Origin of the sequence: Sanguibacter sp. Leaf3 (genome assembly GCF_001425965.1) — a bacterium.
In the GTDB taxonomy this organism is placed as follows: domain Bacteria; phylum Actinomycetota; class Actinomycetes; order Actinomycetales; family Cellulomonadaceae; genus Sanguibacter; species Sanguibacter inulinus.
Window position 1 is genome coordinate 1,475,702 of sequence record NZ_LMRH01000001.1, and the last position, 24,633, is coordinate 1,500,334.

Sequence of the window (24,633 nt, forward strand, 5' to 3'; positions counted from 1 at the left end):
ATGGACCTGACCATCGGCTACGCCGCCATGCTCGAGCAGTTTCACCCGACAGACATCATCAGCTATTCCGAGTACGCGGAGCAGCACGGGTTCTCCGGTGTGATGGCCGCGGACCACTTCCAGCCCTGGGTCCCGCAGCAGGGGCAGAGCGCCTTCGTCTGGAACGTGCTCTCGTCCCTGGGCGAGCGCACCCGCGGCGACATCGGCCCCGGCGTGACCGCCCCGACCTTCCGCTGGCACCCCGCGATGGTCGCGCAGGCCTCGGCCACGCTCGCTGCCATGTACCCGGGCCGTCACTGGCTCGGTCTCGGCTCGGGCGAGGCGCTCAACGAGCACATCATCGGGCAGTACTGGCCCGAGGCACCCGAGCGCATCAACCGCATGTTCGAGGCCATCGACGTCATCAAGAAGCTCTTCACGGCGTCTCTCGCCGGCAAGGACGTCAAGCACTCCGGGCCCTTTTACAAGCTCGAGTCGACCCGTCTGTGGACCATGCCCGAGGTCGCCCCCGAGATCCTCGTCGCAACTGCGGGACCTGTCACTGCCAAGCGCGCCGGCAAGCACGCAGACGGACTCATCACTGTCGGAGCCCCCCTCGAGAAGATCTCGATGCTCTTCGGCAAGTTCGACGACGGCGCCCGGGAGGTCGGTCGCGACCCCGAGGGCATGCCCAAGGTCCTCCAGATCCACCTGTCGTGGGCCGAGACCGACGAAGAAGCCCTCGCCAACGCGATGACCGAGTGGCCCAACGGCGGCATGAAGTTCCCGAAGGCCGACATCCGCTCGCCCTTCGAGTTCGAGCAGATCGCCAAGCTGGTGCGCCCGGAAGACTTCGAGGGCCGGATGGTCATCTCCTCCGACCCCGACGTGCACCGCGCGAACATCCAGAAGTACGTCGACCTCGGCTTCGACCGCATCTACCTGCACAACGTGGGCCGCAACCAGCGCGAGTGGATCGACGTCTTCGGCCGCGACGTGCTGCCCAAGCTGGTCCGATGACCGAGAGCACGACTCAGGGGGCCGCGGCTGGAGCCCCGGCCCCCGAGCTGCGCGTCTGGGCCCTCGACGGGATCCCTGAAGTCAGCCCCGGCGACGACCTCGTCGATCTCGTCGAGCGTGCTGTCAGCGCGTCTGGTCGTCCGCTCGAGCCCGGCGACGTGGTCGTGGTGACGAGCAAGATCGTCTCCAAGGCCGAGGGTCGCGTGGTCTCGGCCCAGGACCGTGAGCAGGCGATCACCGACGAGACCGTGCGGGTCGTCGCCTCCCGCGTGCACCCGGGAGGGGTCACGCGGATCGTGGAGAACCGGCTCGGTCTGGTCATGGCCGCAGCCGGCGTCGACGCGAGCAACACCCCGGACGGGACCGTGCTGCTGCTGCCGCTCGACCCTGACGAGTCTGCGCGCAGGCTCCGGGCCGGGCTCGCGGAGCGCCTCGGTGCCCGGGTGGGCATCGTCGTGACCGACACCGCCGGACGCCCCTGGCGTGCCGGCCAGACGGACATCGCGATCGGCGCAGCCGGTGTGCAGGTCATGGAGGACCTCCGTGGCCAGACTGACGCCCAGGGCCGAGAACTCACGGTCACGGTGGCGGCTGTCGCCGACGAGATCGCTGCTGCGGCCGAGCTCGTCAAGGGCAAGACCAGCGGGCGGCCTGTCGCGGTCGTGCGCGGTCTTGCGCACCTGACGATCGACGACGACGGCCCCGGGGCTCGTGCGCTCGTGCGGCTCGGTCCTGCCGACATGTTCGCCCAGGGCAGCGCCGAGGCCTACGAGCAGGGCTGGAAGGACGCCGTCGGCGGGACGGCCCAGGCGCCGGCCGAGCCGTCGAGATGACCCGTCAGGCGTCGGGTCAGCCCACGGCGCCGGCCGCGCAGTGGTCGGTCATCGTGCCCGTCAAGCTCATCGCCCAGGCCAAGACGAGGTTGTCCGGCGACCTGAGCCCGCAGGAGCGCGCAGAGCTCGCTCGGGCGATGGTCGCCGACACCGTGGCTGCTGCTCGGGCCGCCCGCGCTGTGGGGCAGGTGGTGGTCGTCACGGACGACGACGACGTGGTCGCTGACCTGCGAGGCGTGCGTCCACCGGGGTGGGCTCCTGTCGTGGTCGTGCCGGAGCCCGTCCCGGCCGCCGGCCTCAACGCGGCCATCCGTGCGGGCGTCGCCGCGGCACGAGGTGACGCCGAAGCAGGAGGCCTTACCGCCGGCGAGACCGCAGCAGCACCAGGTGACGCCATCGCACGAGGTGAGGTGGCCGCCCCGAGTGGTGACACCGGTGGGGCTGCGCCCGGCGTCGGGCTCCGCGCCGGTCCGGTCGCCGTCCTCCTCGGAGACCTTCCGGCCCTGCGCCCCGCCGATCTCGAGGACGCCCTCGCCGCGGCGTCGGCCTTCCCGCGAGCCGTCGTCGTCGACGCCGAGGGCACAGGCACCACGTTGCTGACGGCGTCTGCAGGGGTCCCTCTCGACCCGGCTTTTGGTGCAGGATCGGCCGCCGAGCACGTCCGGCGTGGGCACGTCGCGCTCGACGTCCCTGACCTGTCGGGTCTGCGTCAGGACGTCGACAGGCTCGGCGACCTCGCCGCCGTCGCGGAGCTCGGCGCCGGCCGTGCGACGTCGCAGGTCCTCGCCCGCCGTGCGCAGAGCGGTACGGGACCGCCTGTGGACGTCGAGCGGCCGCGGCCCCCGGCGCTGGACCAGATGCCCTGCACCGACGAGACCGCGGCCGTCGCGTAGCGTCCAGCCCTACGCGGGGCTCGAAGTCCCGCGTCCCGGTGGGAAGGCGTAGCGGCGCCCGCCCACGACGATCACGAGCGAGACGATGGCGAGCGGCAGGCTCAGGAGCGGGAGCGCACCGGCCCCCGCCACGGCGAGCCCCACCCCGCCGACCGCCCCACCGAGGGCGATCGCGAGGTTCCACACCGTCACGACGACAGACTGCGCGGCATCGGCCGAGGCGCCCGCAGCCCGCGCCGAGGCCGTCTGCAGCACGGGGGCGATGCTCCCGAAGACGGCTCCCCACACGGCGACCGTGACGAGCAGGACAACGGGCTCGCGAACCGTCCCGAGCAGCATGAGGGAGGCGACGAGCGCCGCCGTGCCCCCGACGGCGAGCTGGCGGAGGTGACTGTCTCCGAAGATGCCCACGAGGATCGCGCCGACGATCGACCCTGCACCGAAGACCAGCAACGACTGCCCGAGGCTCTCCCCGAGCCCGACGTCCACGAGGTACGGCGCCACGTAGGTGTAGAGCAGGTTGTGGGCGACGATCACCGCTGCGGTGGTGACGATGATCGCCCGGACACCGGGGACCCGCAGCGCCGCAGGGATGCCACCCGAGCCTGACCGGGGCGTCCCGGGGACGTCCGCGGTCCCGAGCCGCACCCACGCGACCAGCCCGAGCGCGACGACCGACAGCACCCCGAAGGTCCACCGCCATCCGACGACCTCGCCGAGCGCGGTCCCGGCCGGGACGCCGACGGCGAGCGCGAGCGTGCTGCCCAGCGCGGTGAGGGCGATGGCCCTGCCCGCCAGGTGCGGGGGTGAGAGCCTGCGGGCATAGCTGGGGATCAGGGCCCAGGTCATCCCGGCGCCGAGACCGGCGAGGAACCGCGTCGCGAGCAGGACCGGTAGGGAGGGTGCGAGGGCCGTCGCGGTGTTGACCACGACAAAGCCGAGCAGCATCCCGACGACGACGGCGCGTCGGGGGAGCGAGGCGGTGAGGGAGGTGAGCGGGATGGCGCCGACGAGGCAGCCGACGGCGAAGACGGTGACGGTCTGCCCGGCGGTCGAGGTGCTGATCCCGAGGTCGTCGCTCATCTGGAGCAGGAGCCCCGCAGGGAGGGTCTCGCTCAGCAGGGTGACGAAGCAGGTCACGGCGAGGGCGAGCAGGGAAGCCAGGGGGAGGCGGGTGGGTGTCGGGTCGGGTCGGATCGCGGGGGTCTCAGCGTCGGACGGGCGCGTCTGACGGGCGAGGGCTGTGGTGTCGTGCGGTTCGGTGGTCACAGGAGAGATCGTCGGACCTTCTCACCAGTGTCAGGGTCAAGCCGGGACTATCTCTGCTGGCTGTGACGTTGTGCACCCCGTGATCGTGCGACGACCTCAGACCTTCCGAGGACCACTGCCTGACGCGGAGATCTCCTCTCGCCCTGGGACCGAGGCCCTCCGACGACCTCTTGACCTCCGACGACCTCTCGACCGCAGGGATGACCGTGCGCACAGGGATGACGGTGCGCACAGGAGTGACCGAGCGCAGAGTGGTGACCGTGCGCATCGGTGAGCTGGCCTGCCGGACCGGGACGACCCCACGGCTGCTGCGCTACTACGAGGAGCAGGGCCTCATCACTCCCAGCAGGGAGCCGAACGGTTACCGCGACTACGACGAGCGTCTGGTCGGACGCGTCGAGCACATCCGCGGTCTGCTGGGCGCGGGGATGTCGACCCGGCTCATCCATCTGATCCTGCCGTGCCTCAACCGGCCCGACAGCATCTTCGTCGACGACGTGGCTCCGGAGACCGTGGCCCTCCTCGAGGAAGAGCTCGCCCGGATGGACAGCCGGATCGAGTGCCTCACGAAGAACCGTGACGCGATCGCGATGTACCTCGGCGCGGTGACCGCGGCCGGGCGCTGACGCTTGCGGGCTGTCTAGCTGCGGGACGCTGATGCTTGCGGGCTGTCTAGCGGCCGGGCGCTGATGCTGGCGGCCGGGCGTGAGCTTCGGTCGATCCACAGTCTCGGCGATCAGCGCAGCTGACATCGACGAGAACGGGTCACCGGCTGACAGCCCCACGACGACCACGCCTCAGCGGAACCCGGCGAGGTCGAGGGCGGCCGCGGCGATCTGCGCAGTCGCCGCATCGTCCGTCATGAGCAGCGGCACGGCACGTGAGCGGATCCCGGCAGCCTCGAGCCCCGAGACGGCCTCGTGGTCGCTGTCGTCGACGAGCCACCCGTCGATGACCCCGAGTCGTCCCGCCGCAGCCTCGGTCTGGCCGTCGCCCTCGAGGAGGTCGTCACCGTCGAGGCCTTCGCGCGCGCCGTAGTGCAGCCCGACCGCCAGGGCGCTCGTCTCGACGCCGATGGCGGTCAGGCAGGCGTCCGCCATGCCGCGCACGGCAGCGCCGCCGACGATCGGCGAGATGCCGACGACAGGGGCGGGGGTCGCGTGCAACGCCTCGCGGATGCGAGGCACACCGAGGATCGTCCCGACCGAGACGACAGGGTTGGACGGCGGGAGCAGCACCAGGTCGGCCGTCATGATCGCGTCGAGGACCTCGGGTGTCGCCGATGCGGAGTCGACCCCGACCTGCTCGAACCGACGGGCGGAGATTCCTGCGCGGTGCCGCACCCACCACTCTTCGAAGTGGATGAGCCGCTCCGGGTCCTCCGGAGTGCCCTCTCCGACCACGACGTGCGTCTCGACAGGCTGGTCGCTCATCGGCAGCAGCGTCACGCCAGGCGCCCACCGGCGGCACAAGTGGGCTGTCACCTCGGTGAGGGTCTTCCCGGCGCGCAGCAGCTCGGTGCGGGCCAGGTGGGTGGCGAGGTCGAGGTCGCCGAGGGTGAACCACTCCCAGCCCAGGTCGTAGGCGGCGAGGTCGGCCGACACACGGCTCGACTCGTCCTGCCGTCCCCAGCCCTGCCCCTCGTGGATCGCCCCGCCGAGGGTGTACATCACGGTGTCGAGGTCAGGGCAGACGCGGACCCCGTGCAGCCACATGTCGTCGCCGGTGTTCGCGATGACGGTGACCTGAGCCGTGGTGCCGTCCGCGCCGTCGGGGTAGCGCTCGGCGAGCAGGTGCAGCAGGCCACGGGTGAAGCGGGCGCCACCGACACCGCCGGCGAGGAGAGTGATCTTCATGGTGACGAGCCTAGTCAAGGACGGGCTGCGTCCTGTCACGTGCTCCTGCCGTCAGCCCTTCTTCTTCGCAGCGGCCTTCATCGCCTTCTTCGTCGTACGGACCTCGTCGAGGCTCGTCTCGTCGGTGACGTCGGCGATCGACCGTCGTGCGTCGGCGTCCCCGTAGGCCCCTGCGGCCTCGCGCCAACCGTCAGGGTGGACGCCGTACTGCTTGCCGAGCAGCGCGAGGAAGATCGACGCCTTCTGTGCACCGAAGCCCGGGAGAGCCTTGAGCCGACGCAAGACGGTGGGGCCGTCGGGGGAGTCGTCCGTCCATAGACGCGTCACGTCGCCGCCGTACGTCGCCTGGACCTCCTGGGCGACAGCCTGGATGCGCCCCGCCATGGACCCGGGGTACCTGTGGACCGCAGGCTTCGTGGCGCAGAGCTCGGAGAACTCGTCGGGGTCGGCCTCGGCGATCTTCCGCACGTCCAGGCCGCCCATCCGCTCGGCGATCTTCTGCGGGCCCGCGAAGGCGGACTCCATCGTGACCTGCTGGTCGAGGAGCATGCCGATCAGCAGCGCGAAGGGGTCTTCCGAGAGCAGCTGGTCGGCTTCCGGGTCACCGGTGAGCCACAGGTCACGAGTCATCTGCTCATCATGGCACCGGGGGGCGAGCGGAGCCCGCGCAGTGATCTCAGGTCCGGTCGGGCTGGACGCCGTGCCGTCAGGCCGGTGCGCCGGCCCGGACCAGGTCGGTCCGCAGGCACCAGGATGCTCGGGCGGCAGACCACGCGAACGTGGGTGCGCCGCGGCGCCGGGTCAGCCGAGCCGGACAGCAGGCTGTTCCGGGTGGACCCGCGCGTAGGCGCCACGCAGGAGCGCCCCCGCTGCCACGACCTGGAGCGTCGCTGTGGGGGTGCTGAGCCGCCACCTGACCGGCTTGTCGTCGTCCGCGCTCGTCACGGGATCTCCCGAGTGGAAGGAACGGGCCGACGTCGGGTCCAGCGTCACGTCACGCAGGTGGATCGCCCGCGTACGGTCGTCTCGGCGTCGACACACCACGGCCCCCTCGAGAAGCTCGAGCTCGACGGCCGCGCCCTCGCGGGTCAGTCCGCCGATCTTTCCGGACACCATCGTGACCTCGCAGCGCAGGAAGCCCTCGTCGAGCCGTCGTCGTGCACGACGCTGTCGGCGGCGTTCGAGCGCGTCTCCTATGAGGGAGTCGGCGATCCACCCGACCACCTCGGCGATGAGCTCACCCACGACGACTCTCCTCACGACCGTGCCAGGCATGTCGACGGAGGAGGCCTCGACGATGCCTCGCTCCGGTGCTCGACGTCCGAGCACGCAGGAACGCTAGCGGCTCCGGGGCGAGGGACCGGCCGCCCGAGCCCGTCCGGAGGGGGTGATCTTCCTCCAGCGCCGGCTGCGGCCGCTCGCCTCCTCCGGCTTCTCAGCCCCACGGTTGCACACCGCTCGGCCCGACCACGGTCCAGCTCAGGGCTGGTGGCGTCGGGCGGGAGGCCTGTCCACCAGGACGGAGGCCGGATCTGCGCACTGGTCCTGCCGCGCCCGCCAAAGTAATGCAAGATTGCACTATGGCTGACGATGCGAACCCCACGACCGCAGACGACCAGAGCACGGCGGGCTCCTACGTGACCCCCGGCACCGAGTTCACCCGCGACGCGCGCTACATCGCGACCCGGATCACCGCCGACGGCCGCGACGGCTACCCGGTCGAGGCAGGCCGCTACAGGCTCGTCGTGTCGAGGGCGTGCCCGTGGGCCAACCGCGCGATCATCGTCCGCAGGCTCCTGGGCCTCGAAGACGCCATCTCGATGGGCGTCGCAGGCCCCACGCACGACGCCCGCTCCTGGACCTTCGACCTCGACCCGGGCGGCGTCGACCCGGTCCTGGGGATCCCGCGCCTGCAGGACGCTTTCTTCGCCCGGTTTCCCGACTACGAGCGTGGCATCACGGTCCCGGCCTTCGTCGACGAGACGACAGGCCAGGTCGTCACCAACGACTACGCGCAGATGACCCTCGACATGTCGACCGAGTGGACCGCGCACCACCGTGAGGGCGCGCCGGACCTCTACCCCGAGGCGCTGCGGGCCGAGATCGACGAGGTCGCGCTCGCGGTCTTCAAGGACGTCAACAACGGTGTGTACAGGTGCGGCTTCGCGGGATCGCAGGAGGCGTACGACAAGGCCTACGACAGGCTCTTCGACCGCCTCGACTGGCTGTCGGAGCGCCTGTCGACGCAGCGCTACCTCGTCGGCGACACGATCACCGAGGCCGACGTGCGGCTCTTCACCACGCTGGTCCGCTTCGACGCCGTCTACCACGGGCACTTCAAGTGCAACCGCTCGAAGCTCACCGAGATGCCTGTGCTGTGGGACTACGCCCGCGACCTCTTCCAGACGCCAGGCTTCGGCGACACGATCGACTTCGAGCACATCAAGCAGCACTACTACGTGGTGCACACCGACATCAACCCCACGAGCATCGTGCCGAAGGGGCCGGACCTCAGCGGGTGGCTCGCGCCGCACGACCGTGCCGCGCTCGGTGGTCGCCCCTTCGGCGACGGCACCGCGCCCGGCCCTGTCCGTCCCGGCGAGGAGGTCGACCCTCAGCACTCCGCGGAGGCGATGCGCGGCTGAATATCGCTGGGGGCGGTGCGCGGCTCAAGTCTGCGGGGCGGTGCGCGGCTGGAGACTGCCGGGCGGTGCGCGGCTGAACACTGCGGAGGCGCGGCGAGGCGCGGCTGAGTCCTCTGCGTCCCCTGCGGGGCTGGTCGGCTGCACGTCGGACCTGGAGTGCCGGGCGCGATGGTCGCGACACCCGGGGGTCGTCGTGACTGCGACCAGCATGCCCGGCGCAGTGGTCCTCACGAGCGCTCCGGGTCAGAACGGCGGCTCGTCGGACCAGGGGGCCGGGCCGTGATCAGCGGTCGCGGTACCAGGTTCGTCGCGCCTCTGGTCGTGGACGCGTGAGATCTCGACGGCAGCGCGGTCGAGGTACGTGCGGCCTGATGGCGTGGTCCAGTACACGACGTCAGCGCTGGTCCGCGATGCTGCGTGACGTGCGGAGTCGCTGCTGACCTCAGGGCTGGTGTCGCTCTCAGCGCCGGTGCGATCCTGAGAGCGGGTGGCGGGTCTGTCCATGGTGCCTGCGAGAGGACGCTCGGGCTGAGGGCGGGCGCACTCGTCCCCGTGACCGACCCTGCCGGGGGACTCGGTGCTGACGGTCCAGCCGGTGGTGTGCTTCAACCGGTGGTGCTTCCGGCACAGGTGGATGAGGTTGTGGTGGTCGGTAGCTCCTCCGTGGGCCCAGTCCGTCACATGGTCGATGTCGCAGCGTTGAGCTCGGCGTGAGCATCCGGGGAATCGGCAGGTCTCGTCGCGGAGCCGGAGCCAGGACCTGAGGTCTGCCGGTACGGCGTAGCGGTCACGCCCCACGGACAAGATGGTGCCTGTCTCGGGGTGGGTGAGGATCCTCAGGAAGCTGGGCGCCTGGGCTGCCAGACGGCGGGCGGTGTCGGCGTCGATAGGTCCGTGGCCGGCGAGGTCGCCAGGCTCGTCGGAGTGGCCGAGGAGAGTCATGACGGGGACGGTGACGGCGACCTGGGGCTTGATGTCCCCGAGGGAGACGCGGTCGGCGACGCCCGCGATCGAGTGAGCGGGTCCGTCGTCGCCTGTGGTGGTGGTCAGGACAGCTGCGCCCGCATCCTCGGCGTCGTTCCCGTCCTCGCTCGCCGTCCCGTTCCTGTGCCCGCTCGCAGCCTCGTTCCCGGGCCCACTCGTCCTGCGGGAGTGGGTGCGGGTAGCGCTGAGGCGGAGAGGTTGACGGTCGGTCGCCCCGGACCTGCCGCCTCCCTCGGGGCTTGAAGGGCCCGCCGAGGGGATGTGAGGTGCGGGCAGCTCGGCGTCGGCGGTCGAGGCCGCGAGCACCGCGCGGGCGTCGTCGTCGAGCAGCAGGTCGATGCTGGCGTCGGCGCGCAGCTGCGCCAGGGTGCGAGGATCGTCGTGGCCTTGGACGGCTGCGGCGATGTCGGTGAGGCGGTGGAAGATCGCCGTGGCCTGGACTGCGGGCAGCAGGTGGTGCAACCACGCCATGCCGTCCTCGCACGGTTGCAGCTCGACGTGGCGGTCCTGGGCGGCGAGCCGGTGGCGAACCGACATCGGGCGGGGGTCGCGGTGCTCACGCTCGCGCCGGGCGACGCGCTTGAGCCGGGAGACCGTGGTGCTGCGAGCCCTGTCGGCCAGGAGCACGTCCAGCTCGAGGACCGATGTCTCGTCCAGACCTGTGGTCGCGTCGAGCACTGCGAGCGCGTGCCTGTAGGAGACCTCGCCCGAACGCAGGGCGGCCATCGTCGCGGGGTGCTCGTGGACCAGGGACTGCGACTCGACGAGCAGCGCGGACGCCGACCCCTCGGGCAGGCGCAGCGCGCAGGCGAGCTCGGCGGTCACCGACCGCTCGGCCAGACCGCGGTCCAGGCCGCTGGCGTGCTCCAGGCCCCGGCGCCGGGCGGCTGCGTCGGCAGCGTCGCGAGACCAGCGGCGCAGCGCCTCGACACGCTCAGCGCACCGAGCCTGTGCAGCGGCAACCTCGGCGAACCCCGCGACCACCGCGTCGACCAGCTCGCCCTGGCGATCGTTCACCTGAGCGAGGGTCATCGAGTCGATGTCCTCAGCCCCCGCATCGTCGGGCTCGAGCGACTCGAGCGACACAAGGGACGCGTCGGGCGCGGAAGGCGGCGCAAGAGATGCTGGCGAGGTAGGTGATGGGAGCAAGGGAGAAGACGCCAGCGATGCGAGACCTGACGGCATGGCGCGAACAGCACCGTGCACTTCGTGAGGTATCAGCAGTTCCGTCGACATGTCCCAATTCTACGGATCACCACTGACACGCGCCGACGATGCTCTCCCGACCCACCGTCCCTCAGGCCAGCGCGAAGGACAGCACAGGTCTCCCCGTCTCCGGGTGGGTCAGCACCGTGCACCGGACGCCGTACACCTCGTCGAGCACCTCGGGCACGAGCACCTCCTCGACAGGCCCAGCAGCCACGACCCGACCTCCGGCGAGGACCACCACGTGGTCGCAGACGCTCGCCGCGAGCGTCAGGTCGTGCAGTGCCGCGAGCACCGTGACGCCTTCGTCGGCGAGCTCTCGGAGCAGCGCGACTGTCTCGAGCTGCGCGCTGATGTCGAGATGGTTGGTGGGCTCGTCGAGCAGGAGGAGACGGGGCTGCTGAGCGAGCGCCCGGGCCATGTGCACACGCTGTCGCTCGCCCCCGGACAAGGAGGCGAGGGCCCGGTCCGCGAAGGCCGTCATCCTGGTGCGCGCCAGAGCGTCGTCGGCGATGGCGTGGTCGGTGGCGCTGTCGCCTGCCAGCAGCGAACGGTGCGGGATCCGACCCAGCAGCACAGCATCGCGCACGGTGAGCGGGAGCTCGGCCGAGGCGTCCTGCTCGACCACGGCCAGCTGCCGCGCGCGCTCCCGACGCCTGAGGCCCAGGAGGTCTACGCCACCGAAGCCGACCTCGCCAGCATCGGCTCCGAGCACACCGGTCAGCAGGCGCAAGAGGGTCGACTTGCCGGACCCGTTCGGACCCACCAGACCGGTCAGCGCCCCGACGGGAGCCGTGCAGTCGACGCCGTCGACGATCGTCCGGCCGTCGACGGACCACGTCATCCTGGAGGCGCTGAGCCCGTCCCGAGGCTCGCGCGCCGCGGTACCGGGCTCGCGGACTGCGGTACCAGACTCGCGGACTGCGGTACCAGACCCGAGCCCCATGCCACGAGGCTCGCGCCCCGCTGCACCAGGCTCGCGCCCCGCTGCACCAGGCTCGCGCCCCGCTGCACCAGGCCCGCCCCTCGCGGCATCAGGCCCGCCCCTCGCGGCACCAGGACCGCGCCTCCCGGCTCCAGGACCCCGCCCCGGCGCCCGTGTCACGCGAGCCTCCGCCCACGCCACAGCAGCGCGGCGAACACCGGGGCGCCGACAGCCGCCGTGATGATCCCGACAGGCACCTCCCGCGGGGCGAAGACCGTCCGCGCGAGCGTGTCGGCCCACACGAGGAACGACGCTCCCGTGAGCGCGGAGAGCGGCAGCAGCAGCCTGTGCCGCGCCCCGGTGAGCAGCCGCACGGCGTGCGGCAGGATCAGCCCGACGAAGCCGACAGCTCCCGAGACCGACACGAGCGCCCCCGTGAGCAGCGCGACGCCGACGAGCAGCAGCCACCTGGTCCGCTCGACCGAGATCCCGAGCGCGGCCGCCGAGGAGTCGCCGAAGGTGAAGGCGTCCAGGACCGACCCCGACAGCGCCAAGAGCGACCCGAGGACGAGCACGGCGATCCCCGCGATCGCGACCGATCCCCACGTGGCAGCGGCGACCGAGCCCATGAGCCACGACAAGATCTCCCGGTAGGAGTCGCCCGTCGCGGACCAGAAGATGACAAAAGACGTCGCCGCCGCGCAGAGCTGGCTGACAGCGAGGCCCGACAAGACCGTCCGCGTCGGCGTGATCGCGCCGAGTGCACCGGCGAGCCCGAGAGCAGCGGCGAGCGCCAACACAGCACCCGCGAAGGCCGCGACCGGCAGCAGCACGCCCAGACCGAGCACGAGGACCAAGACCGCGCCGAGGGACGCGCCCGAGGACAGACCGAGCAGGTAGGGGTCGGCGAGCGGGTTTCGGGTGAGGGACTGCATGACGACACCGCAGAGCGCGAGGCCAGCGCCGACGGCGGCTGCCGTGAGCACCCTGGGGAGCCGCAGCTGCCACACGATGCCGTCCCGCAGGACGCTCAGCGGCTCGACGCCCACCACGTGGTCGAGGCCGAGCCCGCGAGTCAGGTGCCAGGCGACGGATCGCCACACCTCGCCGACGCCGAGATCGGCCGAGCCGATCGTCACGGCGAGGAGCACGGTCGCCACGAGCACAGTGGTGGCGCCGGTCAGCCAGGGGAGGGGGCGGGGACGGGACCTGGGGGCGTGTGCGTGCTCGCTGGGTCCCGGCAGAGGACCGCCCGGAGCGGACGAGCTCGAGCTCGACACGCTCGAGATGCCCGCGCTCGGTACGCCCGCGCTCGACACGCCCGCGCTCAGCACCTCAGCGCTCGACCTCGCCGCGCTCGACCCCTCCGCGACCGGCACCCCATGGCTCGACACAGCCTCGACCCGCCCCGTCCGGCCCATCTCAGCCAGCAGCGCTGTCGTCGGTGCCGACGGTCAGAGCCCCGACCTGCTTGACGACGTCAGACACCGCGGAGACGTTGCGCACCCCCGCCTCGGTCGCGGCGAAGGGGATCACCACGTACCGCTGCTCCTGCACAGCGTTCAGGTTGGCTGTCGCCGGGTTCTCCTCGAGCATCGCGATCTTGCTGTCCGCGGTGTTCCACGCGGCGTCGACGAGCACGATGACGTCGGGGTCGGCCGCGACGACGTCCTCCCAGCCGAAGGGGGTCCAGGTGTCGTGGACGTCGGCAGCCACGTTCGTCAGACCGGCGGCCTCCATGATCATCTGCGGCGCCCCGATGCCCGCCCCGACGTAGGGGATGTCGGTCCCGGAGGAGTACCAGAGTGCTGTGAGGCCCCGCTCGTCGGGGACGACGGCCTCGAGCTCGGCGCGCTGCTGGGCCACCAGCTCGGCGGCGGAGGCCTGTACGTCGAAGATCGTCCCGACCTCGGTGATGTCCACGAACACGTCGTCGAAGGTCAACGGGTCGGGCATGTACGCCTCTCCCTTGCACGCCGACGGTGAGACGTAGCTGGCGACGCCGAGCGTCGCGAGGGTCCCGCGGTCGCCGGCGCTCTCGGCGGTGAGGTTCGACTCCCACCCGGCGTAGACCAGGTCGGGCTCCACCTCGGTGACGGCCTCGGCACCGGGCGCCTGGGTCGAGAGCGGCGAGGTCACGGCGTCGTTGCCCTCCGCGGCGTCGGACAACCACTCGGGGACGGGGCCGTCGAGGAAGGCCGTCGCGGCGATCCTGTCGGACAGCCCGAGGGCGAGCAGCATCTCGGTGGTCGACGACTTGATCGTCAGGACCCGCTGCGGCGCGGAGTCCACTGTCACCTCGAAGCCACAGCTGTCGAGGGTCAACGGATACGTCGTGGCCGACGTGCTGGTCCCCGACGAGGCTGTCGCCCCGCCCGAGGACGAGCTGTCCGCAGCGTTCCCCGTGGCCGGTGCGCTGCTCGCCGAGCAGGCTGCCAACGTGAACGCCGCGACTGTCACGAGCGCGAGAGGGGCGAGAGACGCAAGAGGGACGAGAGGGCGGCGGTGTGCACGGGGACGGCTGGGCAGCACGAGGAGACTCCTGATGAGGTGTGGTCAGCGGGAGGCACGGCTACTGCGTACCGACGATCAGCACCCCATCGAGCGGGCACGCCACCAGGCCAAATCAGGTCCGGGATCTGGGGATACCCTACCCGCGGCCCCACCAGGAGAGCCGGACTGCAGGTCAGCCGCCCGCGTTCATCTCCCTGTCGCGGTCGATGGTCGCCTTCACTCCGTGCGCGACTGTCGACAAGAACCCGCGGTCCTCGAGCGCGAGCAGTCCGGCGACGGTCGTCCCGCCGGGGGAGCAGACGGTGTCGATGAGGTCCCACGGGCTCTTCGGGGACTCGCGGACCATCTTCGCCGAGCCCAGCACAGCCTGGGCGGCGATCTGGGTGGCCTGCGCCTTGGGCATGCCACCCGCGACGGCAGCCCTGGAGAGCGCGTCGATGAACAGGTAGGTGAAGGCCGGGGACGAACCCGCGATGGCCGTGTAGGTGGAGAACTGCGACTCGGGGATCTCGACGACCTCGCCGACAGCCTGGAAGATCGCGACGACCGTGGCCACGTCGTCGGCTGTCGCCGCAGCGTTGCCGGTGACAGCGGACATGCCAGCGCCGATCATCGCGTTGACGTTCGGCATGACGCGCACGACAGCAGAGTCCGACCCGGGCGCAGCGTCGGTCGTCAGGAAGGACTCGAGCCTGGCGAGCGGTGTGCCCGCGGCGATGGACACGACGACCCGTCGCCGCTCCGCGATCCGCCCGGCGAGACCTTCGAGCAGCGCGGGGATCCCCTGCGGCTTGACCGCGACGACGACGACGTCCGAGGCGTCCACGAGCTCCTCGGCCGAGCCGGCCACTCGCACGCCGAGGTCGGCGCCGAGCAGCTCGCGCTTGTCGGCGTTGCGGTCGAAGACCACCACCTCGTCGGCGGGGAAGCCGCCCGACCCCACCATCCCGCGGACGATCGCGTTCGCCATGTTCCCGGTGCCGATGAATCCGACGGTCATGAGCTGTGGACCTTCCTGACGGGGGTGAGACGAACGGGAGACGAGAGCGGCGAAGGTGCAGCGGGTGCACCCGACGCCGCCGTGCGACGCGGGTCAGTACGAGCCGACCGCGCTGGGGCGGTGGCGAGCACGTACAGCCCCGGCCAGCACCGACGTGCTAGACCAGTACGGTACCCGCTCGTCCTCGAGGAGAACCCGTGCCCCAGCAGCAGACCGACCCGTCCCAGCCCGTCCCGTCTGGCGATCCCGCAGGCACGCAGGTCGCCCGCTCGACGCCTCTCCGCGCTGTCGTCACCGGAGCCTCCTCAGGCATCGGTGCTGCGACGGTCCGCCACCTGCGCCGCGCAGGGTGGGACGTCGTCGCCGTCGCCCGGCGGGCGGACCGGCTCGCCGCACTCGCGGAGGAGACCGGTGCGCAGGTGGTCGTCGCCGACCTCACCGTGGCCGACGACGTCGCCCGGCTCGCCGCCGAGGTCACCGCCGGAGGTCCTGTCCACGCGCTCGTCAACAACGCCGGGGGAGCGCTCGGCACCGACAGGGTCGAGGCCTCGGACGTCGAGCGCTGGCGCCGCATGTACGAGATCAACGTCCTCGGCACCCTCCAGGTCACCATGGCGCTGCTCCCGGCGCTCCGGGACTCAGGGCGCGGCGACGTCGTCGTCCTCACCTCGACCGCCGCGCACGGGACCTACCCGGGTGGTGCCGGCTACGTGGCCGCCAAGCACGGGGAGCGGGTCATCGCCGACACCCTGCGCCTCGAGCTCGTGGGGGAGCCGGTCCGCGTCATCGAGATCGCACCGGGTATGGTCCGCACCGAAGAGTTCTCGCTCACCCGCTTCGACGGCGACCAGGCCAAGGCCGACGCGGTCTACGCCGGGGTCGAGGAGCCGCTGACCGCCGACGACGTCGCCGACGCCATCACCTGGACGCTCACCCGCCCGCACCACGTGAACATCGACCACCTGATGATCCGTCCGCGTGCGCAGGCCTCGAACACGCTGGTCGCTCGGAAGAGCTGAGAGGGCCTCCGGTGGCCGGGGGAGGGTGAGGCAGCACCGCACCCTCCCTCAGGCCGCAGGTCGTCCGCGTGGAACGGCCTGGGCCAGACGGCGCTGCCTCTCGTCCTGGGTCCGGCCGTCCCACCCCTTGCGCACCGGACCGTGCCCCTGGCACCATGCTCTGGTGACCACCACCCAGACCTCCGCCGCGCGTGCCCTGCACGCGCCGGTCTGCGGTGCGCTGTGCGCAGCTGCTGTGTGTTGTTGAGGCTCTGACCTCCTCCGCAGTGCATCCCGTCGACCACCCGCAGGTCCCCTCAGTCGTCTGAGGACCGTCGTACCTGCCCCTGGTCCGGGATGCGTCCAGCCACGCACCCCCAAGGACCTCACATGTCTGTCACAGCCCTCGACCTCTCCGTCGTCACCATCGAGTCCCTCGTCGCCCAGGACATCTCGGCCTTCTCGCTGCGTCGCCTGCGCGGCGGCAGCACGCAGGCCTCGTCGAGCCGAGCCGCCACCGTCCCGGGGGAGCAGCCCGTGGCCGCCGTGCCGCTCGTCCTCGCTGCGGCGGCAACCACGCCGGCGCCCACCCTGGCGCCCGTCCCGGTGACTGCCCCGGTGCCAGCCCACGCGCACCGCGCCCCTTCAGCCCGCCGCCTGGCCCAGGTACACTGACCGGACAGGCGTCGACCCGGCCATCACCGGCGAGCCTCCGGAAGAACAGGCCTCGCGGCCTCGTCTCGTGCCCGAGCCCTGCTCGGTCCCGAGGTCAGAGAGCGAGACCCCAGTAGAACCGGACGGGGACGGCCCGTCACAGCCAGCACGGTGGTCGCCCCTCGCGGGGCGCCGGCAGAGCGGTCGTCCCTCGCGGACGGCAAGCGGGGTGGTACCGCGGCAGGCGCGCAGGCGCACGTCGTCCTCGCACGGCACGTGAACACCCGGACCACCCAGGAGCCCCGCCATGTCGAGCCACCCGGACACCCACGACGCTGACGGCACCGTCACCGCGTCGCAGCCGTCGTCCTACCCGCAGCACCGCCCCGAGCAGTCGGGGGTGCCGGCCTCCCCGAACCTCCCCGCGCTCGAGGAGCAGGTGCTCGCGTACTGGAAGCAGGACGGCACCTTCCAGGCCTCGATCGACGCCCGGCCCGCAGGCGCCGACGGTGACAACGAGTTCGTCTTCTACGACGGCCCGCCCTTCGCCAACGGTCTGCCGCACTACGGCCACCTGCTCACCGGCTACGCCAAGGACGTCGTCCCGCGCTACCGCACCATGCGCGGCGAGCGTGTCGAGCGTCGCTTCGGCTGGGACACCCACGGGCTGCCGGCCGAGCTCGAGGCCGAGCGGATCCTCGGGATCACCGACAAGAGCCAGATCGAGGCCATGGGCATCGACGTCTTCAACGAGGCGTGCCGCACCTCGGTCATGAAGTACTCGGAGGAGTGGAAGCAGTACGTCACCCGCCAGGCGCGCTGGGTCGACTTCGAGCACGACTACAAGACCCTCGACGTCACCTTCATGGAGTCGGTCATCTGGGCCTTCAAGCAGCTGCACACCAAGGGCCTCGCCTACGAGGGCTACCGCGTGCTGCCGTACTGCTGGCGCGACGAGACCCCGCTGTCCAACCACGAGCTCCGCATGGACGACGACGTCTACCAGTCGCGTCAGGACCCGGCCCTCACGGTCGCCCTGCGCCTGCTCGACGCCGAGGGCGCGCCGACAGCCCAGCGCCTCGTCATCTGGACGACCACGCCGTGGACCCTGCCGTCCAACCTCGCCGTCGCCGTCGGTCCCGACGTCGACTACGTCGTCGTGCGCCCGGGCGAGGGCTCGGTCCTCGCAGGGGACGAGGTCGTCCTCGGTGCCGCGCGCCTGGGTGCCTACGCCAAGGAGCTCGACCTCGGCGACGACCACTCGGCCCACGTCCTGCGGACCGTCAAGGGCTCCGAGCTCGCCGGCACGCGCTACGTCCCGGCCTTCGACTACTTCGCCGACGACGCGGAGAACCCGCACGCGCACCAGATCCTCGCGGCAGACTTCGTCACGGTCGACGACGGTACGGGCCTCGTGCACCTCGCCCCCGCCTTCGGCGAGGACGACATGGCGGTCTGCCTCGACGCGGGCATCCAGACCGTCGTCCCGGTCGACGGGCGCGGCCGCTTCACCACGCAGGTCCCCGAGTACGCCGGCCAGCAGGTCTTCGACGCGAACCCCCACGTCATCAAAGACCTCAAGGACGGCACCGGGCCGCTCGCCCGGACCGACGCCGCCAGCCGCGCCGTCGTGCTGCGCCACGAGACGTACCAGCACTCCTACCCGCACTGCTGGCGCTGCCGGAACCCGCTGATCTACAAGGCCGTCTCGAGCTGGTTCGTGCGCGTCACGGAGTTCCGCGACCGCATGGTCGAGCTCAACCAGGACATCACCTGGACGCCTGAGCACATCAAGGACGGGCAGTTCGGCAAGTGGCTCGCGAACGCCCGCGACTGGTCGATCTCCCGCAACCGCTACTGGGGCACGCCCATCCCCGTGTGGGTCTCGGACGACCCCGCGTACCCCCGCACTGACGTCTACGGCTCGCTCGCCGAGCTCGAGGCAGACTTCGGCGTGCCCGTCACCGACCTGCACCGCCCGTACATCGACGAGCTCACCCGGCCCAACCCTGACGACCCCACGGGCGCCTCGACCATGCGACGCATCCCCGACGTCCTCGACGTGTGGTTCGACTCCGGCTCGATGCCCTTCGCCCAGGTGCACTATCCCTTCGAGAACACCGAGTGGTTCGAGCACCACTACCCGGGCGACTTCATCGTCGAGTACATCGGGCAGACCCGCGGCTGGTTCTACACGCTCCACGTGCTCGCGACGGCGCTCTTCGACCGTCCGGCCTTCCGCAACGCCGTCTCGCACGGCATCGTGCTGGGCTCCGACGGCCGCAAGATGAGCAAGTCGCTGCGCAACTACCCGGACGTCTCCGAGGTCCTCGACCGCGACGGCTCCGACGCCATGCGCTGGTTCCTCATGAGCTCGCCGATCCTGCGCGGCGGCAACCTGGTCGTCACGGAGGAGGGCATCCGCGACTCGGTCCGTCAGGTGCTGCTGCCGGTGTGGAGCACGTACTACTTCTTCACGCTGTACGCGGGCGCCGCGAACGGCGGTGAGGGCCTCACGGCGCGCCGCGTCGAGCCCGAGGAGGTCTCCGGTCTGGTCGACATGGACCGGTACCTGCTCGCGCTGACCGGCAACCTCGTGACCGACGTCCAGGCCCAGCTCGACGCCTTCGACGTCTCGGGTGCCTGCGAGTCCGTGCGCCAGTACCTCGACGTGCTCACCAACTGGTACGTCCGCACGCAGCGCGACAGGTTCTGGGGAGAGGACGCCGACGCGTTCAACACCCTGTGGACCGCCCTCGAGACGCTGTCCCGTGTCATGGCGCCGCTCGCCCCGCTGCTCACCGAAGAGGTGTGGCGCGGGCTCACGGGCGGTCGCTCGGTGCACCTCACCGACTGGCCGACCCTGGTCGACCCGTCAGGTGCGCGCACCGAGCACGGTCAGGTGCTCGCGGTCGACGACGCGCTCGTCGCGTCGATGGACCGCGTCCGCTCGGTCGTCTCGCTCAGCCTCGGCCTGCGCAAGGCGAACCAGCTGCGCGTGCGCCAGCCGCTCGCCACGCTCACCGTCGTCGTCGACGACCCGTCGGCGCTCGCGCCCTACAGCGAGCTGCTCGCCGGGGAGCTCAACGTCAAGGCTGTCGACCTGCGCCCGCTCGACGAGGGGGCGGCCGAGAGCTTCGGCATCTCCCAGCGCCTGAACGTCAACGCCCGTGCGGCCGGCCCGCGCCTCGGCAAGGGTGTCCAGGCGGCCATCAAGGCTGCGAAGTCCGGCGCCTGGCGCCTCGACGGCGACGAGGTCGTCGTGACGACGCCTGACGGCGACGTCCCGCTCGTCGAGGGCGAGTACGAGCTCGTCACGGTCGTCGGCACCGACTCCGACGCCCCGTCGACGGTCGCCGCAGCGGTCTTGCCGAGCGGTGGCTTCGTGGTGCTCGACCTCGCGCTCGACGACGCGCTGCTCGCCGAGGGCTACGCCCGTGACGTGGTCCGTGACGTCCAGGACGCCCGCAAGGCCGCCGACCTCACCGTCGGCGACAGGATCGTGCTGACGCTCGAGGTCCCCGCGGACCGGCTCGACGCCGTCGCCGCGCACCGCGAGCTGATCGCCAAGGAGACCCTCGCGGTCGAGATCACCGTCGAGACGTCGCCCGACCAGGAGCGCCACGTCGCGGTCGCCCCGGCCGCAGGACACGCAGCACCCGCAGTGCCGTCGACAGGAGACACCCCCGCATGAGCACCCGCCAGAACGGCCGACGCCGCCCGACCGGACCCGAGGTCTCGGCCGAGGTCCAGGCCGAGCTCGACGCGGTCTACCGCAGCATCATCTCGCGCGCCCCGGAGCACGACATCGACCCGACGCTCGACCGCGTCGCGCAGGTGTGCGAGCTCCTCGGCGACCCGCAGAAGGCGTTCCGGACCATCCACATCACCGGCACCAACGGCAAGACCTCGACGTCGCGCATGACCGAGAGGCTGGTCCGCGAGCACGGCCTGCGCACGGGGCGCTTCACCAGCCCGCACCTCACCTCGGTGACCGAGCGCATCGCGATCGACGGCGAGCCGCTGAGCGCGGAGCGCTTCATCGAGGTGTGGAAAGACGTCCAGCCCTACGTCGAGATGGTCGACACCTCGTCGCAGGCGGCGGGCGGCCCGAAGCTGTCCTTCTTCGAGGTGCTCACCGTGATGGCCTTCGCGGCCTTCGCCGACGCCCCTGTCGACGTCGCGATCATCGAGGTCGGTCTCGGCGGGCTGTGGGACTCGACCAACGTCGTCGACGCGGAGATCGCGATCATCGCGCCGGTCGCCCTCGACCACCAGCAGTGGCTCGGCGAGACCGTCGAGGAGATCGCCGCGCAGAAGGCCGGGATCGTCAAGGACGGTGCGACCCTCGTGCTCGCCCAGCAGGACCCTCTCGCCGAGGACGTCATCGTCGAGATCGCCTCGGCCCGGGGCGCGCACATCGTCCGCGAGGGGACCGACATCGAGGTGGCCGAGCGCTTCGCGGCCGTCGGCGGCCAGCTCATGAGCCTGCGCACCCCGGCAGGTCTCTACACCGAGATCTTCATGCCGGTCTACGGGGCGCACCAGGCGCACAACGCGCTGCTCGCGCTCACCGCGACCGAGGCTCTCGTCTCGGGCGGCGGGGCTCTCGACGGTGACGTCGTCGGCGCAGCCTTCCAGGGCGTCGACTCGCCCGGACGCCTCGAGGTCGTGCGGCGCAGCCCGACGATCCTCGTCGACGCCGCGCACAACGCGGCCGGAGCGCGCGCTCTCGTCGACGCCATCGAAGAGTCCTTCGACTTCACGCGGCTCGTCGGTGTCGTCGGGATCTTGGCCGACAAGGACGCCGAGACGATCCTCTCTCTCCTCGAGCCCGTGCTCGCCGAGGTCGTGGTCACCCAGTCGAGCTCGATGCGCTCGCACGACGTCGACGACCTCGAGGAGATCGCGGTCGACATCTTCGGTGAGGACCGTGTCAGGTCCGCAGGGCGTCTCGACGAGGCGATCGACGTGGCTGCGGGCCGCGCCGAGAGCGAAGACCTCATCGGGGTCGGGACGGGGACGGGCGTGCTCGTCACCGGCTCGGTGATCCTCGCGGCCGAGGCCCGGACGCTCCTCGGGCTCACCTGAGACTGGCGGTCCCCGGGCTCACCTGAGGCTGGCTGGCCCGGGTCCTGGTCTGGTCCAGGACCCACCCGACGAGCCGAGCACCTGCCCCGACCGGGGTGGGTGCTCGGCTCGTCTCAGGGTGAGCATCAGGTGAGGTTCCGTCCCGGACGACGCGCTCGTGGCTCGACGGTGCTTGAATGCTGTTGACAGGTCCACCACTTGCGCGACGAGGAGCAGTGCCGTGAAGAAGCTCATCAACGACCCGGAGAACGTCGTCGCAGAGTCTGTCGAAGGATTTGGGTGGGCCCACGACGACATCGTGGAGATCCGCACCGACCCCCTCTTCGTCCTCCGCAAGGGAGGTGCCGTCCAGGGGCAGGTCGGTCTCGTCTCGGGCGGCGGTGCCGGCCACGAGCCGCTGCACGCGGGCTTCGTCGGCGAGGGAATGCTGACGGCCGCGGTCCCCGGGGCCGTCTTCACCTCCCCGACGCCCGACCAGATCCAGCCTGCCCTCGCGGCCGCCGACGGCGGGCGCGGGGTCCTCGCGATCGTCAAGAACTACACGGGCGACGTCCTCAACTTCGAGACTGCCGTCGAGCTCGCCGAGGACGAGGGCACGAGCGTGCGCACTGTCGTCGTGACCGACGACGTCGCCGTCGAAGACTCGCTCTACACAGCCGGCCGCCGCGGCGTGGCGGGCACCCTCGCCGTCGAGAAGATCGCCGGGGCGAGTGCTGCTCGCGGTGACGACCTCGACACCGTGACGGCGATCGCCGAGCGTGTGTGCTCCCAGGTCCGCTCGATGGGCGTCGCCCTCGCCGCGCCGACGGTCCCGCACGTGGGGCGGCCCAGCTTCGACCTCGCGGACGACGAGGTCGAGATCGGCATCGGCATCCACGGGGAGCCCGGCCGTCACCGCATCCCCGCCGCGTCGGCCGACGAGATCGCGCAGATGCTGCTCGACCCCGTCGTCGACGACCTCGGCCTGGGGTCGGGGGAGTCCGTGTTGCTGTTCGTTAACGGAATGGGCGGTACGCCGCAGTCGGAGCTCTACGTGGTCTATCGTCAGGCTCGCCGGCTCCTCGAAGGACGAGGTGTCACGGTCGCGCGGTCTCTCGTCGGCAGCTATGTCACGTCGCTCGAGATGCAGGGCGCGTCGGTGACGGTGCTCCGGCTCGACGACGAGCTCACCCAGCTGTGGGACGCCCCTGTGCGGACCGCTGCGCTGCACTGGTGAGCACAGGCGACGGGTACGAGCGACCGAGCCGCACCCGGTGCGGCGTTGGGTGTCCAGGTCAGGGCAGAGCAGAGATCCAGCATGGTCAGCAGGACACGGTGCGCCCCGAGGGGTGCACCGGAGCAGTCGAGAGAGAGCTTGAGGGAAGCATGACGTTGGACGTGGCGTGGGCACAGCGATGGGCACGAGAGAGCGCAGCGGCCATCACGGCGGCGCGTGACGAGCTGGTCGAGCTGGACCGGCAGATCGGTGACGGCGACCACGGGGAGAACCTCAAGCGAGGCTTCCAGGCCGTCGTCGCCAAGCTCGACTCGATCGACGTGGCACCCGAGCTCGTCTCCGACGTGCTCAAGACCGTCGCGACGACCCTCATGTCGTCGGTCGGTGGGGCCTCCGGTCCGCTCTACGGCACGGCGTTCTTGCGGGCCGCGAAGGTCAGCGGTCTGGCGACCCTCGACGCGCACGCCGTCGTCGCGCTCCTCGAGGGCGCCCTCGAGGGCATCACGGCCCGTGGCAAGGCCGCGCCGGGCGAGAAGACGATGGTCGACGCCTGGGGTCCGGCGGTCGACGCGGCCGTCGCCGCCGCAGACGCCGGCGCGAGCCCCGTCGAGGTGCTCGAGGCCGCGGCCAGGGCGGCGTCGGCCGGCGCGACCCAGACGACAGACCTCGTGGCGACCAAGGGCAGGGCGTCGTACCTCGGCGAGCGGAGCATCGGGCACGAAGACCCCGGTGCGGCGTCGTCGGCGCTGATCCTGCAGGCTGCGGTCACGGCCGCTCGAGGCGCCGGCACGGACTCCAGCACCACGACCGGGGGCGTCGCATGAGCGCCCGGGTCGCACTGGTCCTCGTCTCGCACTCGCGCCAGCTCGCCGACGGCGTGGCCGAGCTCGCCGCGCAGATGGCTCCGGGTGTCCGGATCTTCGCCGCCGGCGGCACGGACTCCGGCGAGCTCGGGACGAGCTACGACAGGGTCCTCGAGGCCGTCACGGCAGGACTGTCGGCAGCAGGGGGAGTGGTCGTGCTCGCCGACCTCGGCTCGGCGATCCTCACCGTCGAGTCGGTCCTCGAGGTCCTCGAGGAAGGCCCCGAGAAGGTCGTCCTCGCGGACGCGCCCTTCGTCGAGGGCGCCGTCGCCGCCGCCGTCACGGCGCACGGCTCCGGGACCGTCGCCGAGGTCCTCGACTCGGCCGAGCACGCGGGTGGCACCTTCGCCGTCCGTGAGCCCAAGGCGCCCCACTCGCCCGTCGACGACGCGGGCGACGTCGCCCAGCGGACCGTCGTGGTCCGCAACCCCCTCGGTCTGCACGCCCGACCCGCAGCCGTCCTGGCACGGCTGATCGCCGGCCTCGACGCAGCCGTCACCATCAACGGTGCCAACGGTGCGAGCGTCCTGGAGATCATGAAGCTGGGCGCGACGGGCGGGCAGGGCCTCGTGCTCAGCGCGACAGGACCGGCTGCCGAGCAGGCGATCGACGTGGTCGCGACGGCCATCGAGGGTGGGTTCGGCGAGGTCTGACCACGTGACCGACGCCACCAGGTCGGCGCCTTTC

Annotated in this window: 21 protein-coding genes; 12 read left to right on the top strand and 9 right to left on the bottom strand. The window is 71.4% G+C overall.

Going from position 1 to position 24,633, the window contains the following annotated elements; translation table 11 throughout:
* The 3 genes from ASG53_RS06375 to ASG53_RS06385 are packed head-to-tail and all read left to right on the top strand — an operon-like array spanning position 1 to position 2,725.
* Positions 1 to 999, top strand: a complete 999-nt coding sequence (locus ASG53_RS06375; RefSeq protein WP_056129870.1) for a TIGR03557 family F420-dependent LLM class oxidoreductase — start codon at positions 1 to 3, stop codon at positions 997 to 999.
* Positions 996 to 1,832 (top strand): coenzyme F420-0:L-glutamate ligase, encoded by an 837-nt coding sequence (locus tag ASG53_RS06380; RefSeq protein ID WP_056129872.1) that lies wholly within the window; start codon positions 996 to 998, stop codon positions 1,830 to 1,832. Before ASG53_RS06375 ends, ASG53_RS06380 begins: the two co-directional genes overlap by 4 nt.
* Entirely contained in the window at positions 1,829 to 2,725 is an 897-nt protein-coding gene (locus ASG53_RS06385; RefSeq protein ID WP_056129874.1) for an NTP transferase domain-containing protein, read from the top strand. Before ASG53_RS06380 ends, ASG53_RS06385 begins: the two co-directional genes overlap by 4 nt.
* 9 nt (positions 2,726 to 2,734) lie before the next feature.
* Here the strand turns inward: ASG53_RS06385 and ASG53_RS06390 are convergent, their stop codons facing one another.
* A complete protein-coding gene (locus ASG53_RS06390; RefSeq protein ID WP_056129876.1) occupies positions 2,735 to 3,994 on the bottom strand; it encodes an MFS transporter in 1,260 nt (419 codons plus the stop codon).
* Positions 3,995 to 4,164: 170 nt separating this feature from the next.
* Here ASG53_RS06390 and ASG53_RS06395 point away from each other — a divergent pair, with 170 nt between their 5' ends.
* Complete coding sequence (locus ASG53_RS06395; protein WP_235533850.1) at positions 4,165 to 4,620, top strand: MerR family transcriptional regulator; 456 nt, start codon at positions 4,165 to 4,167, stop codon at positions 4,618 to 4,620.
* Between the two features lie 171 nt (positions 4,621 to 4,791).
* Here the strand turns inward: ASG53_RS06395 and cofD are convergent, their stop codons facing one another.
* From cofD to ASG53_RS06410, 3 genes are all read right to left on the bottom strand, one after another.
* Positions 4,792 to 5,850, bottom strand: coding sequence for a 2-phospho-L-lactate transferase (gene cofD / locus ASG53_RS06400; RefSeq protein WP_056129880.1), 1,059 nt, complete (start codon positions 5,848 to 5,850; stop codon positions 4,792 to 4,794).
* Positions 5,851 to 5,901: 51 nt separating this feature from the next.
* Entirely contained in the window at positions 5,902 to 6,480 is a 579-nt protein-coding gene (locus ASG53_RS06405) for an HhH-GPD-type base excision DNA repair protein (RefSeq protein ID WP_056129882.1), read from the bottom strand.
* Between the two features lie 171 nt (positions 6,481 to 6,651).
* Positions 6,652 to 7,179 carry a hypothetical protein gene (locus ASG53_RS06410; protein ID WP_056129883.1) on the bottom strand — a complete coding sequence of 176 codons (528 nt, stop codon included), beginning with the start codon at positions 7,177 to 7,179 and terminating at the stop codon, positions 6,652 to 6,654.
* 251 nt (positions 7,180 to 7,430) lie between these two features.
* Here ASG53_RS06410 and ASG53_RS06415 point away from each other — a divergent pair, with 251 nt between their 5' ends.
* Entirely contained in the window at positions 7,431 to 8,495 is a 1,065-nt protein-coding gene (locus ASG53_RS06415; RefSeq protein WP_056129885.1) for a glutathione S-transferase family protein, read from the top strand.
* Between the two features lie 243 nt (positions 8,496 to 8,738).
* Here the strand turns inward: ASG53_RS06415 and ASG53_RS06420 are convergent, their stop codons facing one another.
* From ASG53_RS06420 to proC, 5 genes are all read right to left on the bottom strand, one after another.
* Positions 8,739 to 10,511, bottom strand: coding sequence for an HNH endonuclease signature motif containing protein (locus tag ASG53_RS06420; RefSeq protein WP_082543891.1), 1,773 nt, complete (start codon positions 10,509 to 10,511; stop codon positions 8,739 to 8,741).
* A 265-nt stretch (positions 10,512 to 10,776) separates the two neighbouring features.
* Positions 10,777 to 11,631 (bottom strand): putative F420-0 ABC transporter ATP-binding protein, encoded by an 855-nt coding sequence (locus ASG53_RS06425; protein ID WP_268793410.1) that lies wholly within the window; start codon positions 11,629 to 11,631, stop codon positions 10,777 to 10,779.
* A gap of 155 nt (positions 11,632 to 11,786) precedes the next feature.
* Positions 11,787 to 12,794 (bottom strand): putative F420-0 ABC transporter permease subunit, encoded by a 1,008-nt coding sequence (locus tag ASG53_RS06430; protein ID WP_056130849.1) that lies wholly within the window; start codon positions 12,792 to 12,794, stop codon positions 11,787 to 11,789.
* A gap of 238 nt (positions 12,795 to 13,032) precedes the next feature.
* Positions 13,033 to 14,070 carry a putative F420-0 ABC transporter substrate-binding protein gene (locus ASG53_RS06435; protein WP_156382679.1) on the bottom strand — a complete coding sequence of 346 codons (1,038 nt, stop codon included), beginning with the start codon at positions 14,068 to 14,070 and terminating at the stop codon, positions 13,033 to 13,035.
* Between the two features lie 226 nt (positions 14,071 to 14,296).
* Positions 14,297 to 15,124 (bottom strand): pyrroline-5-carboxylate reductase, encoded by an 828-nt coding sequence (proC, locus tag ASG53_RS06440; RefSeq protein WP_056129894.1) that lies wholly within the window; start codon positions 15,122 to 15,124, stop codon positions 14,297 to 14,299.
* 197 nt (positions 15,125 to 15,321) lie between these two features.
* On the opposite strand from proC, the gene ASG53_RS06445 reads away from it, so the two are divergent.
* The 7 genes from ASG53_RS06445 (at position 15,322) to dhaM (ending at position 24,599) form a co-directional block, all read left to right on the top strand.
* On the top strand, positions 15,322 to 16,143 hold the full coding sequence (locus ASG53_RS06445; RefSeq protein WP_082543831.1) for an SDR family oxidoreductase: 822 nt from the start codon (positions 15,322 to 15,324) through the stop codon (positions 16,141 to 16,143).
* A gap of 369 nt (positions 16,144 to 16,512) precedes the next feature.
* Positions 16,513 to 16,797, top strand: coding sequence for a hypothetical protein (locus tag ASG53_RS06450; RefSeq protein WP_056129897.1), 285 nt, complete (start codon positions 16,513 to 16,515; stop codon positions 16,795 to 16,797).
* A 286-nt stretch (positions 16,798 to 17,083) separates the two neighbouring features.
* A complete protein-coding gene (ileS, locus tag ASG53_RS06455) occupies positions 17,084 to 20,470 on the top strand; it encodes an isoleucine--tRNA ligase (protein WP_056129901.1) in 3,387 nt (1,128 codons plus the stop codon).
* Complete coding sequence (locus ASG53_RS06460; protein ID WP_056129904.1) at positions 20,467 to 21,867, top strand: bifunctional folylpolyglutamate synthase/dihydrofolate synthase; 1,401 nt, start codon at positions 20,467 to 20,469, stop codon at positions 21,865 to 21,867. Before ileS ends, ASG53_RS06460 begins: the two co-directional genes overlap by 4 nt.
* 220 nt (positions 21,868 to 22,087) lie before the next feature.
* Positions 22,088 to 23,083 carry a dihydroxyacetone kinase subunit DhaK gene (gene dhaK / locus ASG53_RS06465; RefSeq protein WP_056129907.1) on the top strand — a complete coding sequence of 332 codons (996 nt, stop codon included), beginning with the start codon at positions 22,088 to 22,090 and terminating at the stop codon, positions 23,081 to 23,083.
* Positions 23,084 to 23,232: 149 nt separating this feature from the next.
* Positions 23,233 to 23,907: a dihydroxyacetone kinase subunit DhaL gene (gene dhaL, locus ASG53_RS06470; RefSeq protein WP_056129911.1), complete on the top strand. Its 675-nt coding sequence runs from the start codon at positions 23,233 to 23,235 to the stop codon at positions 23,905 to 23,907.
* Positions 23,904 to 24,599 (top strand): dihydroxyacetone kinase phosphoryl donor subunit DhaM, encoded by a 696-nt coding sequence (gene dhaM / locus ASG53_RS06475; protein WP_056129914.1) that lies wholly within the window; start codon positions 23,904 to 23,906, stop codon positions 24,597 to 24,599. Before dhaL ends, dhaM begins: the two co-directional genes overlap by 4 nt.
* Positions 24,600 to 24,633 lie beyond the last annotated feature (34 nt).

What these genes read in the sequence shown, in the direction of transcription:
- ASG53_RS06405 (WP_056129882.1), bottom strand. Translation starts at nt 6,480, where the DNA reads ATGACTCGTGACCTGTGGCTCACCGGTGACCCGGAAGCCGACCAGCTG.
- cofD (WP_056129880.1), bottom strand. Translation starts at nt 5,850, where the DNA reads ATGAAGATCACTCTCCTCGCCGGCGGTGTCGGTGGCGCCCGCTTCACC.
- ASG53_RS06415 (WP_056129885.1), top strand. Translation starts at nt 7,431, where the DNA reads ATGGCTGACGATGCGAACCCCACGACCGCAGACGACCAGAGCACGGCG.
- ASG53_RS06380 (WP_056129872.1), top strand. Translation starts at nt 996, where the DNA reads ATGACCGAGAGCACGACTCAGGGGGCCGCGGCTGGAGCCCCGGCCCCC.
- ASG53_RS06375 (WP_056129870.1), top strand. Translation starts at nt 1, where the DNA reads ATGGACCTGACCATCGGCTACGCCGCCATGCTCGAGCAGTTTCACCCG.
- dhaM (WP_056129914.1), top strand. Translation starts at nt 23,904, where the DNA reads ATGAGCGCCCGGGTCGCACTGGTCCTCGTCTCGCACTCGCGCCAGCTC.
- dhaL (WP_056129911.1), top strand. Translation starts at nt 23,233, where the DNA reads ATGACGTTGGACGTGGCGTGGGCACAGCGATGGGCACGAGAGAGCGCA.
- ASG53_RS06450 (WP_056129897.1), top strand. Translation starts at nt 16,513, where the DNA reads ATGTCTGTCACAGCCCTCGACCTCTCCGTCGTCACCATCGAGTCCCTC.
- ASG53_RS06385 (WP_056129874.1), top strand. Translation starts at nt 1,829, where the DNA reads ATGACCCGTCAGGCGTCGGGTCAGCCCACGGCGCCGGCCGCGCAGTGG.
- ASG53_RS06425 (WP_268793410.1), bottom strand. Translation starts at nt 11,631, where the DNA reads ATGGGGCTCGGGTCTGGTACCGCAGTCCGCGAGTCTGGTACCGCAGTC.
- ileS (WP_056129901.1), top strand. Translation starts at nt 17,084, where the DNA reads ATGTCGAGCCACCCGGACACCCACGACGCTGACGGCACCGTCACCGCG.
- ASG53_RS06460 (WP_056129904.1), top strand. Translation starts at nt 20,467, where the DNA reads ATGAGCACCCGCCAGAACGGCCGACGCCGCCCGACCGGACCCGAGGTC.
- ASG53_RS06420 (WP_082543891.1), bottom strand. Translation starts at nt 10,511, where the DNA reads ATGACCCTCGCTCAGGTGAACGATCGCCAGGGCGAGCTGGTCGACGCG.
- proC (WP_056129894.1), bottom strand. Translation starts at nt 15,124, where the DNA reads ATGACCGTCGGATTCATCGGCACCGGGAACATGGCGAACGCGATCGTC.